Raw genomic sequence first — 16,833 nt, 5'->3', positions numbered from 1 at the left:
CAGTCCGAGGTCTCGACATGCCGCTCCTCACCGTTCTCGCCGTCAACGCCGTCGTTTCGGCGGTCGCCTTCCTGGCGCTCTGGCTCGTCAGTCTGCGGCTCAAGGACGTCAGTTTCATCGACGCTTGGTGGGGACGGGCATGGCGCTGCTGGCCTGGAGCACGCTGTTTCAGACTCCGGCGACGCCGCACGGCCTGCTGCTGACGGGACTGTGCACCCTGTGGGCGGCGCGGCTGGGCGGTTACCTGTTCTGGCGCTGGAGCACCCACGAGGCCGACCGGCGCTATGTCGCGATGATCGACCACGCCGAAAAGCACCGCGGCTGGAGCTTCGCCAAGACCGCCCTGCTGCTGGTGTTCTCGCTGCAATTCGCCTTGGGGTTCCTGGTAGCCTTGCCGGTGCAGTTGGGCCAGCAGGGCGGGCCGTTGGGACCTCTGGCCTTCGCGGGCGCTGCCCTGGCGGTCGTCGGGATTCTGTTCGAGACCATCGGCGACGCGCAACTGACCCGCTTCAAGGCCGACCCGGCCAACGCCGGCAAGGTCATGGACCGGGGCCTGTGGCGCTACACCCGCCATCCGAACTATTTCGGCGACGCCTGCGTGTGGTGGGGGCTCTACCTGATCGCCGCCGAGACGGGCCTGGGCGCCTGGAGCCTGCCGGGGCCGATCCTGATCACCGTGCTGCTGACCCGCTGGAGCGGCGTGCCGACCACCGAGGGCAAGATGCGCAAGTCCAAGCCGGGCTACGAGGACTACGTGGCGCGGACCAGCGGCTTCGTGCCGTGGTTTCCGAAGAAGATCGGCCAAGCTCAATAAACCGTGTCATCCCGGAAGCCTCGTAGAGGCTGTCCGGGACCCAGGGGCGGCGCGCGGCGCGTTTCGTCACCCCCTGGGTCCCGGCTCTGCGCTTCGCTTCGGCCGGGATGACAAGCTTTGGGTGCGAGGGAGCTTTCAGGCCCCCAGCTTCTCGATCAGCGCCATCGCGGCCGCCGGATTGCGCACCTTCGCGCCGGCGATGAAGTAGGCGAACACGTCGCCCCGTTCGGCCCATTTCCGCGCCTGCCTCACCACCCCGTCCAACTCCTCCGACGTCATCCCGGTCGGCTCGTCCGGCTTGCTGGACATCAGCCGCGCATAGGTGAAATCCGCCGTCGGCTGGTCGATGCAGGGCCAGGTCGGCTCCTCGTCGTCGACGGCGTAGACGATGGCCGCGCCGTACTGGGCGGCCAGGTCGTAGAACTCCTGGCAGGCGAAGGTCGGGCTGCGGACCTCCAGAGCGTGACGAAGCTGGACGCCCTTCCGCTCTTTTGGCAGCAATTTCAGGAAACCCTCGAAATCCGCCGCATCGAACTTCTTGGTCGCCATGAACTGCCAGTTGATAGGACCCAGTTTCGGACCCAGCTCCTCGAGCCCCTGGGACAGGAATTTTTCGAGGGAATCGTTGTTTTCGGACAGCACCTTGCGGTTGGTGCAGAAGCGGCTGGCCTTGACCGCGAACACGAAGTCGTCCGGCGTCTCGTCGCGCCACTTCTGCCAGCTGTTGGGCTTGAAGGTCGAATAGTAGGTGCCGTTGATCTCGATGCTGGTCAGCTTCGACGAGGCGTATTTCAGCTCGTCCTTCTGCTTGAGATCGTCGGGATAGAAGGTCCCGCGCCAGGGCTCGAACGTCCAGCCGCCGATACCGGTTCGGATCACGCCCTTGGCCATGTTTGTTCCCTTCCTGTTCACGGCGAAGCTAGTCGAGGAAGAGGCGGGCGTCGAGGGGAGAATCTTTCCTCCCCCGCTTGGGGGAGGGGGACCGCCGAACGGCGGTGGAGGGGGTTTGCGCCGGGCCATCGAGTCATGACCAGCCCCCTCCGTCTCGTCGCGTATTCGCGCCGATCCACCTCCCCCATGAAGGGGGAGGAGTCTGCGTCTCCCTCAGCACTCCACCCTATTCACCGACAGGCCCACGGCCAGACCGCCCATCGAGGTTTCCTTGTAGATCTCGTTCATGTCCTCGCCGGTGCGCTTCATCGTGGCGATGACCTTGTCGAGGCTGACCGAGTGCTGGCCGTCGCCGAGCAGGGCCAGGCGGGCGGCGTCGATGGCCTTGATGGCGCCCATGGCGTTGCGCTCGATGCAGGGGATCTGCACCAGGCCGCCGATCGGGTCGCAGGTGAGGCCGAGGTTGTGCTCCATGCCGATCTCGGCGGCGTTCTCGATCTGGGCGTTGGTCCCGCCCAGGGCGGCGGCCAGACCGGCGGCGGCCATCGAGCAGGCCACGCCGACCTCGCCCTGGCAGCCGACCTCGGCTCCCGAGATCGAGGCGTTGCGCTTGTAGAGCGCGCCGATCGCCGCGGCGGTCAGCAGGAACACCCGGATCTGCTCGGGGCCGCCCTTGTGGAAGCGCACGAAGAACCGCAGCACGGCCGGGATCAGGCCGGCCGCGCCATTGGTCGGGGCGGTGACCACGCGGCCGCCGGCGGCGTTCTCTTCGTTGACCGCCATGGCCCACAGGTTGACGAAGTCCATGGCCGCCAGCGGGTCGCTCATCTGGCGCTCCATCCGGCCCAGGATGGTCTGGTGGATCTGGTGAGCCCGGCGCTTGACGGCCAGGCCGCCGGGCAGGACGCCGTCCTGGCGCATGCCGCGATCGATGCAGGCCTCCATGGCCCCGAAGATGCGGTCGAGGCCGGCATTCATCGCGCCCTCGTCCATCCGGGCCAGCTCGTTGGCGGCCATGACCTGGGCGATGGTCAGGCCGGCCTGCGCGGCGCGGTCCAGCAGGTCGGCGCCGCTCTCGAACGGGAAGGGGACGCCGGGGCCTTCGTCCGGCGGGGCGTTGCTGCCCATTTCGCGCTCGTCGCGGACGAAGCCGCCGCCGATCGAGAAGTAGGTGCGTTCGGCCAGCACTTCGCCGGCCTTGTCGAAGGCGGTGAAGGTCAGGCCATTGGGGTGCTGCGGCAGGCGCTCGTGGCCCAGCCAGACGATGTCGCGGGCCTCGTCGAAGGCGATGGCGTGATCGCCGGCCAGATTCAAGGACTGGGTGGCCTGGCTCTCCAGCAGGGCGCGCTCGCCGGCGTCGGGATCGAGCGTCGCGGGCACGAAACCCATCAGGCCCAGGATCACGGCGCGGTCGGTGGCGTGGCCCCGACCGGTCAGGGCCAGCGAGGCGTAGAGGCGGACCTCCACCCGGTGGACGCTCGTGAGCTTACCGGCCTCGCGCAGGCGGCCGACGAACAGCACGGCGGCGCTCATCGGCCCCATGGTGTGGCTGCTCGACGGGCCGACGCCGAGTTTGAAGAGGTCGAAGACGGAGGCGGTCATGATCGTGGGTCCGCCCTCGTCCTTCGACAGGCTCAGGATGAGGGCTACTGGGGAGGCTTTTGGGGTACTAAGGGCGGCGCAATCGAGATCCTCATCCTGAGCTTGTCGAAGGACGAGGATCTCGTAGCGCTTATCCTACTTCCGCTGCGCGGCGGTCTTGTCGCGCAGGGCCTTGAATTCCGAACCCGCCTGCCATTGCGGCCAGACGCGGCTGTTGGCCAGGTCGTGGCCGATCTCGTAGACGAGACCCAGGTCCATGGCCTGACCCGACAGGTCCCAGTCGGCCGACCATTCGTCCGCCGGCTGGTGATAGCGCTTCTCGGTGTAGTCGGCCTCGGCCTTCTCGCCGGCCTCCTTGCCGCCCTTCACCAGGTCGTTGCCCGAGCCGATCGAAATGGCCGGCACGCCGCGCTTGGCGAACGGGAAGTGGTCCGAACGGTAGAAGTGGCCGGCCTGTGGCACGGGATCCGGCGTGAAGTAGCGGCCGTGCAGCTTGGCCTTGGCGACCAGCATGTCCTGCAGATCGACCTTGCCGTCGCCCGACGTGCCGATGTCCTTGGCCGGACCGGCGGCCGACAGGGCGTCGATATTGATGTCGCCGACCGTGGCAGCCAGCGGGAAGAGAGGATTCGAAGCGTAGTATTCCGAGCCCAGCAGGCCCTTTTCCTCGGCGGTCACGGCCAGGAACAGGATCGAGCGCTGCGGCGCGGGCTGGTTCTTGAAGGCGCGGGCCAGCTCCAGCAGGGCGGCGATGCCGTCGGCGTTGTCGACGGCGCCGTTATAGATCTTGTCGCCCTTGGCGTCCGGAGCGCCGACGCCCAGGTGGTCCCAGTGGCCGCTGTAGATGACGGTCTCGTTCGGGAACTTCGCGCCGACGATGCGGCCGGCGACGTTCTTGGAGATGATCACCTCGTGCTTGACCTTGTAGTCGGCCGAGTAGGTGACGCCCTTCAGCTCGACCGGCTTGAAGTCGCGGGTCTGGGCCTGCTTCTTCAGGGCGTCGAAATCCAGGCCGGATTTCTTGAAGAGGTCGACGGCCGTATCACGCTGGATCCAGGCCTCCATCGACGGGTGCGACTTGCCCGGTTCCTTGCGGACGATGTCGAACATCACGTTGGTGTTGGAGTTCTTGACCGTGTTCCAGCCGTACGAGGCCGGGGCCGTCTCGTGGACGATCAGGACGCCGGCGGCGCCCTGGCGCGCGGCTTCCTCGTACTTGTAGGTCCAGCGGCCATAATAGGTCATGGCCTTGCCGCCGAAGTCACCGGAACCGGTCTCGAAGTCCGGGTCGTTGATCAGCACGACCAGGATCTTGCCCTTCAGGTCCAGGCCCTTGAAGTCGTCCCAGTTGCGCTCAGGCGCCTTGACGCCATAGCCGACGAAGACCAGCGGGGCGTCCTTGATCGAGACGCTGTCGACATTGGTCATGGCCGCGCGGATGGCGACCTGCTCGCCCTGGGTCAGGGTTTGCTTGGCGCCGCCGACCGTGACGCTGGCCGCGACCGGGCCGGTGATCTCGAACTTGCCCAGCGGCACGTTCTGGGTCCAGGCGCGCTTGCCGTCCTTTTGCAGGTCGCCGGCGGGGGAGAGGCCGATGGCCTTCATCTGGTCGACGATATAGCCGACGGCCTTCTTCTCGCCCTCGGTGGCGGGGCCGCGGCCCTCGAACGCGTCGGACGACAGCACCTTGATGTGAGCCGACAGCCTGGCGGGGTCGATCTTGGGCGCGTCCGCCGCGTGCGCCAGCATGGGCGCGGCGAGCAGGGCGGTGGCGAGCAGCAGGCGTTTCATCTCAAGCCCCTCCAGGAGCAGATCTTGTCGTTGGGCGCGGACCCTAGAGGGAGACCCGCCGCCCGTCCACCGGCCAGCGTTCCAGCTTTTCACCGTCCCAGACGTGCAGGGCGTCATAGAGATTGATGGTCGGATCGCAGTGGCCAGGCTGCAGCCAGACGAGGTCGCCAACCTTGGGCGCATCGGCCGGGATGGCGCGATCGGGATCGGCGTCGGCGTCGGCCACGGCCCGGTCGAAGCTCAGCGGATCGCGGCCGCCGGCCTTCAGCACGTCGATCAGGGCCGGGTGGGCGATCATGCCGTGCTCGTCGCCCATCGGCCGCCAGAGGGAGCCCGGCGCGGCGCCGGCGACCACCCGGGCCGGCGGCCCGTCCATCGACACGGCCTTGAAGCCGGCGTCGACGGTGACGTGGCTCTTGTGGTTGGCCGAGACGACGGTGGAGGCGATGAACAACGCCGGCTCGAACGCCCAGGCTTCGCCGTCCGGCGCGCCGCAGGCGTCGTATTCGACGTCCATGACGGCGTAGGACCCGGCCTGCAGCTCGGTATAGACGCCCGAGGCCAGGTCGAAGACGTGGGTTCCGGTGCCGCCGCCCGTCACCACCGGCGGCGGCAGGCCGGCGGCGGTCAGTTCGGCGACCAGGGCTTTCAGCGTGGCGAAGGCGGCCTCGGCGGCGGTCTTGCGCAAGGTCAGGTCGTCCATGTGCTGCAGGTGGCCGAGATAGGCCTGGATCCCCGCAAACCGTAGGCCCGGCGCGGCGTCGGCGGCGCGGGCCAGTTTCAGGGCGTCCTTGGGGTAGGTGCCGGCGCGGTGGGTGCCAAGGTCGAGATCGACGACCAGGTCCAGCGTGACGCCGGCCGCGACGGCGGCGTCGGACAGGCGATCGATCTGGCCCTCGTCATCGGCGACCACGCCGACGGTCGCGCCGGTCTTGGCTAGCGCGGCCAGGCGCGGCGGTCCCCAGGGCGGGACGGGGGCGGTGACGAGGACGTCGGTGATCCCGCCGGCCACGTAGGCCTCGGCCTCGCCGACCGTCTGGCAGCACAGGCCCACGGCGCCGCCTTCGACGATCAGGCGGCCCAGCGTGGAGCACTTGTGGGTCTTGCCGTGGGCCCGCAGGCGCACGCCGGCGGCGTCGCAGAGGGCCTGCATGCGGGCGAGGTTGCGGGTGAGCGCCGCGCGGTCGACGACCAGGAGGGGCGTCTGGGGGAGATGTTCGGCGCCTGGAAGTTCCATGTTGTCCTCAATCCTCCTCTTGTCATCCCGGCCGAAGCGAAGCGTAGAGCCGGGACCCAGGGGCGGCGCGCACAGCGCTCTGTCACGCCCTGGGTCCCGGACAGCCTCTGCGAGGCTTCCGGGATGACAAGGATTTTGTTGCTTAGAGTTCGCCCTGAAGAACCTGCGCGAACAAGCCCGGATCGACATTGCCGCCCGACAGCACGATCGCCGCCGTCCGGCCTCTCAGGTCGATCTTTCCGGTCAGCGCCGCCGTCAGCGCCACGCAGCCGCCCGGCTCGACCACCAGCTTCAGCACCGAGAACGCGTAGCGCATCGCCTCGGCCACCTCGGCGTCGGTGACGGCGGCGATCCCGCTCAGCGTCTTGCTGTTGATCGCCCAGGTCAGCTCGCCGGGGGTCGGGGTCAGCAGGGCGTCGCAGATCGAGCGGGCGTCCTTGTCGATGGTTTCGCGCCGGCCGCTCTCCAGCGAGCGGCGGGTCTCGTCAAAGCCGGCGGGCTCGGCCCCCCAGACCTCCGTGGACGGAGAAAGCGCCTTCACCGCCGTCGAGGTCCCGGCGATCAGGCCGCCGCCGCCGACGGGCGACAGCACCCGGTCCAGCGTGACGCCCAGCGCCGTGGCCTGCTCGACGATCTCGATCCCCAGCGTGCCTTGTCCGGCGATGATGTGCGGATCGTCATAGGACGGCACGACCACGCAGCCGCGCTCGGCGGCGATCTGGTCGGCGATGGCCACGCGGTCCTCGGTGAAGCGGTCGTAGAAGCGGATCTCGGCCCCGAAGCCCCGGGTCCCCTCGACCTTCACGGCCGGGGAGTCGGACGGCATGACGATCAGGGCCGGGATCTCCAGCAGCTTGGCCGCCAGGGCCACGCCCTGGGCGTGGTTGCCGGACGAGAAGGCCACGACGCCCCGCGCCTTCTCCGCGTCGGTCAGCTGGCTGAGGCGGTTATAGGCTCCCCGGAACTTGAAGGCCCCGGCCCGCTGCAGGGTCTCGGGCTTCAGGAAGATCCGCCCGCCCAGGCGTGCGTTCAGCGCGGGGCTCTCGATCAGCAGGGTCTCGACGGCCAGGCCCTTCAGGCGTCCGGCGGCGGCTTGGATGTCGGCGAGGCAGATGTTCATGCCCCCAGGTTTAGGGGTTGCGGCGGCGCTTTTGAAGCACCGCCGCCGCATCGGGGCAAAACCGTTCAAGGAGCACCCCTGAAACAGTTTGCGACCTTCGTCGTTCAATCCATATAGGGATGGGCTGACTGTTCAGGACGACTCGATGAAGACCGCCATGTTCGCCGCCGCGGCTGCTGTCGTGCTGGGGTGCGCCGCCCCCGCCATGGCCGAAGAGGCATTCGTCGGGGTCTACAAGCACGACGTGACCTTCATCGGCGACGCGGTCGGCCTGGGCGCCGCCGGGCGCGAGGACGGGGCCGACATCCACCTCGGCTATCGCACCGACAAGCTGGAAAACCTGCGTTGGCTGGGCAAGCCGCAGGTCCACGCCATGGTGTCGATCAACACCAAGAACACCTCGAACTTCGTGGCCGCCGGCTTCGACTGGAAGATCGAGCTGGGCCAGCCGGGCGGCTTCTATTTCCGCCCCGGGATCGGCCTGGCCTATACCGACGGCAAGGCCGGCCTGCCGCCCGCCAACGCGCCGGGCCTGACCCAGGCCGAGCGCGATCGCCGGACCTATCTCTATTATCACCGCATCGATTTCGGCTCGAAGGTGCTGTTCGAGCCGGAGCTGGCCCTGGGCTACCAGGTCAGCGACAAGGTGTCGGTCGAGCTTTCCTATACCCACCTGTCGAACGGCCAGATCTTCCACCAGGGCAAGAACCAGGGGCTTGACGACGCGGGGGTCAGGCTGGTTTACGCCTTCTGACTTCGCGCCGAGCCGATTTGACGGTTCGCGTGTCGCCCCTTGAAAACAAGGGTGGCCAAAACTGATTGAACGTCCGGGGTCGAGTCCTGTCGAAGGACCCCGCGACGTCACCCGGCAGGCGACAAGGCATATCTCCACCATGGCAAACGTGACCGTTGTCGGCGCCCAGTGGGGCGACGAAGGCAAGGGCAAGATCGTCGACTGGCTCAGCAACCGGGCCGATGTCGTCGTGCGGTTCCAGGGCGGCCACAACGCCGGCCACACGCTGGTGGTCGACGGCAAGGTCTACAAGCTGGCCCTGCTGCCTTCGGGCGTCGTCCAGGGCAAGCTGTCGGTGATCGGCAACGGCGTCGTGGTCGATCCCTGGCACCTGCTGAGCGAGATCGACAAGATCGCCGACCAGGGCGTCAACATCACCCCCGAGCTGCTGATCCTGGCCGACAACGCCTGCCTGATCCTGCCGCTGCATCGCGACCTGGACCAGGCCCGCGAGGCGGCCTCGACCCAGAAGATCGGCACCACCGGCCGCGGCATCGGTCCGGCCTATGAGGACAAGGTCGGCCGCCGCGCCATCCGCGTCGCCGACCTGGCCGATCCCGAAGCCCTGAAGCCGAAGATCGAGCGTCTGCTGAGCCACCACGGCGCCCTGCGGCGCGGCCTGAACCTGCCGGAGGCCAACGCTCAGGAGCTGTTCGACGCCCTGATGGCGCTGGCCCCGCGCATCCTGCCCTACGCCCAGCCGGCGTGGCGGGTGCTGGACCAGGCCTACAAGGCCGGCCGCCGCATCCTGTTCGAAGGCGCGCAAGGCTCGCTGCTGGACGTCGACCACGGCACCTATCCGTTCGTCACCTCGTCCAACACCGCCGCCGGCCAGGCCTCGGCCGGTTCGGGCATGGGCCCGTCGGCGACCGGCTTCGTGCTGGGCATCGTCAAGGCCTACACCACCCGCGTGGGTGAAGGCCCGTTCCCGGCCGAGCTGTTCGACGACGTCGGCAAGCACCTGTCGACCGTCGGCCGCGAGGTCGGCGTCAACACCGGCCGCGCCCGCCGCTGCGGCTGGTTCGACTCGGTTCTGGTGCGCCAGTCGGTGGCCATCAACGGCATCCACGGCGTCGCCTTGACCAAGCTGGACGTGCTGGATGGGCTGGAGACCCTGAAGATCTGCGTCGGCTACAAGATCGGCGACAAGGTCCTCGACTACCTGCCGGCCGGCCTGCGCGACCAGGCCGCCGCCACGCCGGTCTACGAGGAGATCGCCGGCTGGACCGAAAGCACCGCCGGCGCCCGCTCGTTCAAGGACCTCAACGCCAACGCCATCAAGTATGTGCGTCGCGTCGAGGAACTGATCGGCGCCCCGGTCGCCCTGCTGTCCACCAGCCCCGAGCGCGACGACACCATCCTGATGCGAGACCCCTTCCAGGGATAGAGCGCAAAAAAGGCGCGGCGGACTGTCGCACGGTAAACGCTTGGTGAACCTTGTTCGCCTAGCCTCCCGCGACCTAGAGCAGGGCGGCCTGAAGCTCTAGTTTTGCGGGAGGAGCGTTTGGCTCTTCGAGATATCCTGGACGACGGACGAGAAGGCGCCTCGCTCTTGATGAGCCGGCGCAGCCGGGTCGCGCGCCTGACCGTCACCACCCTGGTGGGCGGGCTGCTGGCCTTTCACTTCGGCGCCGGGCCGGCCCTGGCCTGGGGCGCGGTGAATGTCGTCCTCGAAGGCTGGCTCGTCTATCTGCAACTGGTCTTCGAACCGCGCCAGACCGGTCGCACGCGGCTGGCTCTGCGGGTGGGGCCGCCGGCCTGCTTCGCGGCCGCCTGGTCGATCATGGCCGGCTGGAGCGCGGTGCACGGTCCGATAGCGATGAAGTTCGCCGCCGTGATCATCCTGTTCGGCATGGTGGTCGAGGGGCTGAAATACGCCACGGTCAGCTGGGCGGCCATGCTCGCCATCCTGCCCGGGCCGTTCGGCGCCCTGACCCTGATCGCCCTGCTGGCCAAGCGCTTCACCGTCTGGGACAAGGCCGTGGTCCTCGTGACGATCGCCGGCCTCATCGGCTACGCCATCGACGCGGTGCGCGTGATGCGCAAGTCCGCCCAGGCTCTCGAGCGCGCCGAGATCGAGGCCCTGGAGGCCAGTCGCGCCAAGTCGGACTTCCTGGCGATGATGAGCCATGAACTGCGCACGCCGATGAATGGGATGCTAGGTCTGGCCCATGCCCTGCGCGGCACCAACCTCGACGCGCGCCAGATGGACTATCTGGACACGATCGAACAGTCGGGCCACGGCCTGATGACCATTCTCAACGACATCCTCGACCTGTCGAAGGTCGAGGCCGGCAAGCTCGTCCTGGATGTCGCGCCGTTCGACATCCGCAAGTCGGTCTCGCAGATCCGCCTGGTCTGGCGCGAGACCGCGCTGTTGAAGGGCGTCGAGCTGGCGGTCGAGATCGATCCGGCGACGCCGGCCTGGCTGGCGGGTGACGATGCGCGCGTGCGCCAGATCCTGCGCAACCTGATTTCCAACGCCCTGAAGTTCACCGACGCCGGCCGGGTTGTCATCCGCGTCGCGCCGAACGGTCCTGGAGAGGGCGACGGGATCGCCCTGTCCGTGTCCGACACCGGCGTGGGCATGGACGCCGCCCAGGTCGCCCAGCTCTTCACCCCGTTCGTCCAGGGCGACCGCACGACCGCCCGCCGGTTCGGCGGCACCGGCCTGGGCCTGGCCATCTGCCGGCGCCTGGCCGAGCAGATGGGGGGCGAGATCGGCGTGGAGAGCACGCTGGGCGAGGGCTCGATCTTCACCGCCCGCCTGCCGCTGCCCGCCGCCGCGGCGCCGGAGGACGCATCGGACGACGCCGCCGCCGCCGACCTGACCGGCGCGCGGGTGCTGGTCGTCGACGACAACGCCATCAACCAGACCGTGGCCCGCGCCATCCTGGAAGCCGCCGGAGTCCTGGTGGCGACCGCCGCCGATGGCCACACGGCCCTGGCCCGCCTGCGGGTCGAGGACTTCGACGTCGTGCTGATGGACGTACACATGCCGGTGATGGATGGCGTCGAGACCGTGCGCCGCATCCGCGCGGGCGAGGGCGGCCGGGTCGACCTGCCGGTTGTGGCCCTGACCGCCGACGCCATGGTCGGCGACGCCGAGCGCCTGCTGGCCCAGGGCTTCGACGACGCTCATCCCAAGCCGATCCAGCCGGCCGGACTGCTGATGACGGTGGCCAGGATGCGCGGCGCGGCGTCGGCGCCCGAAGCGCTGAAGGCCGCGAGCTAGAGCCTATTCCCCGATATAGCGGGCCAGTTCCTCCGGGGCGCCCGTGGGGAAGGATCCGAGCGACCCCGCGTCCCCACTTCCGGTTGCGTGCGATTGAGCGAACGTCGTTTGGTTAGCGTTTGTTAGCCACCCCGGCCTTATGACGGCGTGTCTACACAAGGGGTTTTCGTGTCCGCACTCGCGCGTCGCCGCAAGCTGAAGCCGATCCACAAGTCCGATCGGATGATGCGCAGCCTGCGCGCCCTGGAGCGCACGGCCTCGACCAGCCGTGTCCTCAACCTGCTGGCCGTCGAGGCCGAGAGCGCCCACCGGCCCGAATACGCTCAGGCGCCGCTGTTCCGGAACCGGACCCTGAACACCGCCATCGTGCTGAAGCACCGCCTGCGCAACGACGACATCTACCTGTTCGACGAAGCCCGGCCGACGGCGACCAAGATCATCATCCCGTTCGACCGCAAGGACCTGGGGCTGGGCGGCCAGTCGGTGTTCGTGGGTCAGCGCGGCTGGGCCGATCTGGTGGTCGAGGCCTGCAACGCCTCGGGCGACATGAGCCGCGATCTCGCCACCCTGCGGATGATCGACGTGCTGCCGTCGCTGGATCCGTTCCTGCTGCGCGAGCACCTGCGCCGCCACGGCGTGCTGGTGGCCAACTGCTATTTCGCCCTGTCGACGGCCGACTACGAGAACATGCAGGGCTTCGTGACCCTGGAAATCTCACGGCTGATCGAGCTGGCCTATCGCGGGGCCGGCGGCGTCGGCCGCGCCCATGCCGCCCGCCTGGTCGAGGCCCTGCTGTCGACCGATGTCGACGAGCGCCTGGAGCCGCTGCGCGACACCCTGGTCATGGAGGGCGAGAGCTTCAAGGAGGGCGTCTTCAGCTGGAAGGGCTTCCTCTATTACAAGTGGATGCTGACCAAGCTGTGGCCGCAGCTGACCACGGTGGGCCAGGAGATCGGCCGCCTGATCGTCACCGGCAACAAGGACGCCGAGACCGCCAAGTTCGTCGACGACTCCCGCCGCCGCCTGCAGGGCGGGGTGCTGGTCGAGCGCTCGGCGATCCTGCGCACGCTGAAGGTCTATGACGACGCGTTCGAGGACCTGATCGAGAACGGCCGGCCCACGGCCTTCCGCGACTTCCTGCTGCGCGCGCCCGAGATGTTCCTGTCGCTGGGCGAGCGGGTGGGGGTGATCTCGCACATCTCCAGCTACTGGCGTTATCGCTTCCCCCAGAACGAGCCGCTGACGGTCGACGTCGAGGAGGCCATCGATATCCTGATGGACTTCGAGGCCGGCCTGTCGGTGCCCCTGGGCGCCTAGCGAGCGCACGGAGCGAGCACGGCAAGCTGACGCGATTAATCGCTGCGCGATTATAAGCGGATTTTTACATTCTGGGTCTATTCGTCGGGGTCTAGTTTCGAGGAGTCTGTGGTCCGTGTTCGACGGTAACGTCCGCACAATCCAGCGTGTCGCCGCCAAGGTGCAGCGAGTCATGGTCGTCGATCCGAATCCGGCGACGGCGCGCTTGCTGGCCGAGCACCTGCGCCCCCTGGGGGGCGTGCAGATCTTCGCCGCGCCGTCGGCGGAGAAGGGCTACGCCATGGCCCGCGCCACCGATCCCCAGCTGATCTTCGTCGAGCACAACCAGGCCGGCGTCGACGGCCTGGCCTTCACCCGCAAGATTCGCCGCAGCGACCTGATGTGCCGCGAGGCCCCGGTGATCATGTGCACGGCCGAAGCCACCGCCGAAGCGATCTTCGGCGCCCGCGACGCCGGCGTGCACGAGTTCATGCGCAAGCCCTTCAATCTGGGCGATCTGGAGCGCCGCCTCGAAGCGGTGACCCTCAAGCCGCGCGACTGGATCGAGGCCGTGGCCTATGTCGGTCCCGACCGCCGCCGCTTCAACTCGGCCGACTACAAGGGCCCGCGCAAGCGCAAGGCCGACGGGGCCGGCACGCCTGGCGCGCGCCTGTCCCAGGCCCTGCGCATCGTCAAATCCGCCGCCACCGCGCTGGACAGCGATCCGGCCCAGGCCCGCCGCGCCCTGATCGCCCAGGCGGTCGAGTTGCGCAAGGTCGGCGAGTTCATCAAGGACCGCCGCCTGGTCGAGGCCGCCGCGGCGCTGGAAACCTGCATGGGCGCGGACCTGGCCGGTCCCGCGGCCCGCTCGGAGCTGGTCAAGCGCATTGACGCCCTGCTGGGCTTCATGGTCGGCGAGGACACGGGCCGGGCGGCATAAGGTTCTCCCCCGTGTCATGGGAGAGCATAAGTAAAGAAAGGCGGCGTCCGATGGGCGCCGCCTTTCTTTGTTTTCGAGATTGTGGCGGAACCCAGTCAAACTATGTCGTCATAAAGGCGTCATTGTTTCGTCGTGGAGACGAGACGCCCCGCCGCTAAGGCCTCCCCACTGAAGCTCGAAAGTCGCGCGAAGTCGCGACGGCACTGGGGGTACACATGTCCATCCGCATCCGAGCGGCGCTGCTGCGCCGCGCAAGCATCCTTTCGCTCGTGCTGGCGACCGTCGCCGGCGTGGCGCATGCCGACCCCATCGCCAGCGCCGACGCCGTCGCCAAGGCCGATGAGACCGACACCACCGTCAGCGACATCGTCATCACCGGTCGCCGCCCGCTGGCCGAGAGCCAGGCCGTGGCGCTGCAGATCCAGAAGAACTCCGACTCGCTGGTCAGCGTGCTGTCGGCCGACGCGGTCGGCGCCCTGCCCGACCAGAACATCGCCTTCGCCGTCGGCCGCCTGCCGGGCGTGGGCGTCGAGCGCGACCAGGGCCAGGCCCGCTACATCAACCTGCGCGGCGCGCCGTCCTACTGGACGACCCTGTCGTTCGACGGCCTCAGCGTCGTCAGCCCGGAAGGCCGCGCCACGCGCTTCGACAACATCCCCTCGGCGATCGCCAGCCAGATCACGGTCCAGAAGGCCATCGTGCCGTCGATGCCGGGCGACACGGTCGCGGGCAATGTCGACATCCGCACCCGCCGCGCCTTCGACTACAAGGGCCAACACATCACCGGCAAGCTGGGCTGGGGCCGCGTCAAGCTGGGCGGCGGCGACGAGATCGACAGCAACCTCGTCTATTCGAACGTCTTCGGCGACAAGTTCGGCATCGTGGCCCAAGGCTCGTACTATTCGCGCGAGATGGCGACCGACAACTGGGAAACCGACCCGTATCTCAGCAACACCGTCGCGCCCGACAAGAAGTTCGCCCGCGAGCACGAGAACAAGCACTATCGCCTGACCCGCGAGAACCTGTCGGCCTCGATCCGGCTGGACTACAAGTTCGACGAGAACAACTCGATCTTCGCCAGCACGATCAACACCTATTATCACGACGACGAACTGCGCGATAACTTCCTCTTCCGCCTGGACCAGGGCACGGACGCGGCCGGCGCCGGCTATACCAGCGCCGCCTATATCAACGCCAACAACCCGACCTTCGGCACGAGCTATGGCGCGCGCATCGACAGCCGCATCGACTACCGCAACAGCAAGGAAGCCATGTCCACCAACACGGTGGGCGGCGAGCACAAGTGGAACAAGTTCAGCGCCTCTTGGCGGCTGAACTACACCTACACCCAGGACGGCCGTGACACCCCGGTGACCATGGCGTTCCGGAGCCCCTCCAGCTTCCTGCTGCGTCCGACCGTCGAGTACGATTTCCGTAACGGCGACGTGAACACGGTCAAGCTCTTCCAGACCGGCGGCCTGACCGGCGCCCGCACTCGCGGCGCCCAGGTGACCAACATCGAGGACTTCCAGTTCCCGCTGACCAGCGCCGGCAACCTCAAGGGCGGCGACTTCACCAACGCCCTGACCGCCAAGGCCGACTTCGACTACGAGGCCGAACTGGGCGGCCATGAGACCAAGTTCGAGTTCGGCGGCCTGTGGACCGACCGCACCAAGAAGTCGCGTGAAAGCGCCTTCAGCCAGGCTTTCTCGGGCTCCACCGCGCCGGCCTGGGCGCAGTTCGCGACCAATATCGGCTATCTGGGCAGCCAGAACCTCAACTACACCTTCCGCTACACCGACAAGGACTACACGACCAACTTCGTAAAGGGCCTCGTCGCCGCCGGCACGGCGACCAAGACCGACACCACGGAGAACTACTGGCGCGTGGGCGAGACGATCACCGCCGGCTACGCCATGGGCACGACCCGCTTCGACTGGGGCAACCTCGTCTACGGCGTCCGCGTCGAGCACATCGAGAACGAGGGCCAGGCCTATGTCAGCTTCCCGGCCGCGGGCGCGACCCCGGCCGGCGTGCGCCTGGTCAAGACCAAGAGCGACGACACGCTCTACTATCCCAGCGCCCACCTGAACTGGAACCTGCAGGAAGACCTCAAGCTGCGGGTCGGCGTTACCACCTCGGCCTCGCGCGCCGATTTCGATGACCTGCGCCCGAACTTCACCTTCAGCGACAGCAACCAGACGGTCTCGGGCGGCAATCCCAACGCCAAGCCCGAACGCCAGGTCGGCCTGGACACCTATCTGGAATGGTACGCCGGCCAGGAGACCTTCCTGTCGGCGGGCGTGTTCTACAAGGACCTGAAGGACGTCCTGGTCCAGACCTCGCGCACGTTCGGCGACAGCTCGCTCAACAGCAATGGCGTCGACCGCTCGGGCTACGCCTACAGCAGCATCGACAACGCCGGCGAAGGCCACCTGCAGGGCATCGAGCTGTTCTTCAGCGGCACCGCCAAGACCTTCGTCGAGCAGCATAGCCTGCCCGATTGGCTGGGCGGCTTCGGCACGCGCCTGTCGGGCACCTGGACCTCGTCGAAGGTCACCCTGCCGTCGGTCGGCGGCGCGCCGGCCCGCACCATCTCGGTGCTGGGCACCTCGGACGCCGTCTATAACGTCCAGGCCATCTACGAAAAGTACGGCATGACCCTGCGTCTGGCCTACCAGTACCGCACGCCGTGGGGCCAGTCGGTGGGCGCCTATCGCGTCGTCAACGGCGGGACCTATCCGAACGGCAACGGCGATATCTTCTGGGACAGCGACGAGGAGATGGACTTCTCGGCCCGCTATCGGGTCAACAAGAACCTCGAAGTGTTCTTCGACGCCAGCAACCTGACCAACCAGGGCGCGCGCCGCTACGGCGACCAGTCGCGCTACCCGATCGAGTACGAGAAGTTCGGCCGCCGCTATGTCGGCGGGGTGCGCTTCAACTTCTGACGTCTAACGCTTGCCCGCGGGGCGTTGCAGCCAGTGGCGCAGCGCCCCGTTCACCGGCCCTGGCGCCTCCATCGGCGTCATGTGGCTGTCGTTACAACCTAACGCTGGCCCAACGACAACTTAACGCCGACCAAGGTGCGACAGTCGCATCTTTGGCCTTACA

The 16,833-nt window shown here is 67.9% G+C and carries 11 protein-coding genes and 2 pseudogenes; 7 read left to right on the top strand and 6 right to left on the bottom strand.

Annotation, left to right across the window (positions count from 1 at the left end):
- The first annotated feature begins 17 nt into the window (after positions 1-17).
- Positions 18-814 (top strand): annotated as a pseudogene (locus AC1RNC_RS12315) (DUF1295 domain-containing protein).
- Between the two features lie 135 nt (positions 815-949).
- Here AC1RNC_RS12315 and AC1RNC_RS12310 read toward each other — a convergent pair.
- The 5 genes from AC1RNC_RS12310 to AC1RNC_RS12290 form a co-directional block, all read right to left on the bottom strand.
- A complete protein-coding gene (locus AC1RNC_RS12310) occupies positions 950-1,705 on the bottom strand; it encodes a DUF72 domain-containing protein (RefSeq protein ID WP_492886610.1) in 756 nt (251 codons plus the stop codon).
- A gap of 213 nt (positions 1,706-1,918) precedes the next feature.
- The gene (locus tag AC1RNC_RS12305) at positions 1,919-3,307 is read right to left on the bottom strand and encodes an L-serine ammonia-lyase (RefSeq protein ID WP_492886608.1); all 1,389 of its coding nucleotides are present in this window, start codon (positions 3,305-3,307) and stop codon (positions 1,919-1,921) included.
- Between the two features lie 135 nt (positions 3,308-3,442).
- The gene (locus tag AC1RNC_RS12300; protein ID WP_492886607.1) at positions 3,443-5,098 is read right to left on the bottom strand and encodes a M28 family metallopeptidase; all 1,656 of its coding nucleotides are present in this window, start codon (positions 5,096-5,098) and stop codon (positions 3,443-3,445) included.
- A 43-nt stretch (positions 5,099-5,141) separates the two neighbouring features.
- A complete protein-coding gene (locus tag AC1RNC_RS12295) occupies positions 5,142-6,335 on the bottom strand; it encodes a DSD1 family PLP-dependent enzyme (protein WP_492886605.1) in 1,194 nt (397 codons plus the stop codon).
- 142 nt (positions 6,336-6,477) lie between these two features.
- Positions 6,478-7,455: a threonine ammonia-lyase gene (locus tag AC1RNC_RS12290; RefSeq protein WP_492886603.1), complete on the bottom strand. Its 978-nt coding sequence runs from the start codon at positions 7,453-7,455 to the stop codon at positions 6,478-6,480.
- Positions 7,456-7,600: 145 nt separating this feature from the next.
- On the opposite strand from AC1RNC_RS12290, the gene AC1RNC_RS12285 reads away from it, so the two are divergent.
- The 6 genes from AC1RNC_RS12285 (at position 7,601) to AC1RNC_RS12260 (ending at position 16,670) form a co-directional block, all read left to right on the top strand.
- On the top strand, positions 7,601-8,209 hold the full coding sequence (locus AC1RNC_RS12285; protein WP_492886601.1) for an acyloxyacyl hydrolase: 609 nt from the start codon (positions 7,601-7,603) through the stop codon (positions 8,207-8,209).
- Positions 8,210-8,348: 139 nt separating this feature from the next.
- The gene (locus tag AC1RNC_RS12280; RefSeq protein ID WP_492886599.1) at positions 8,349-9,635 is read left to right on the top strand and encodes an adenylosuccinate synthase; all 1,287 of its coding nucleotides are present in this window, start codon (positions 8,349-8,351) and stop codon (positions 9,633-9,635) included.
- Positions 9,636-9,752: 117 nt separating this feature from the next.
- On the top strand, positions 9,753-11,483 hold the full coding sequence (locus AC1RNC_RS12275; RefSeq protein WP_492886597.1) for an ATP-binding protein: 1,731 nt from the start codon (positions 9,753-9,755) through the stop codon (positions 11,481-11,483).
- 168 nt (positions 11,484-11,651) lie between these two features.
- On the top strand, positions 11,652-12,800 hold the full coding sequence (locus AC1RNC_RS12270; RefSeq protein WP_492886595.1) for a hypothetical protein: 1,149 nt from the start codon (positions 11,652-11,654) through the stop codon (positions 12,798-12,800).
- A 172-nt stretch (positions 12,801-12,972) separates the two neighbouring features.
- Positions 12,973-13,719: a response regulator gene (locus AC1RNC_RS12265; RefSeq protein ID WP_492887213.1), complete on the top strand. Its 747-nt coding sequence runs from the start codon at positions 12,973-12,975 to the stop codon at positions 13,717-13,719.
- A 215-nt stretch (positions 13,720-13,934) separates the two neighbouring features.
- Positions 13,935-16,670, top strand: a complete 2,736-nt coding sequence (locus AC1RNC_RS12260) for a TonB-dependent receptor (protein WP_492886593.1) — start codon at positions 13,935-13,937, stop codon at positions 16,668-16,670.
- 3 nt (positions 16,671-16,673) lie between these two features.
- Here the strand turns inward: AC1RNC_RS12260 and AC1RNC_RS12255 are convergent.
- Positions 16,674-16,757, bottom strand: a pseudogene (locus AC1RNC_RS12255) (alpha/beta fold hydrolase); the annotation flags it as partial.
- Positions 16,758-16,833: the final 76 nt, after the last annotated feature.

The sequence above is a fragment of the Caulobacter sp. GW822-FHT01G02 genome (assembly GCF_058802865.1).
This window is presented reverse-complemented; position numbering and strand designations above follow the sequence as displayed.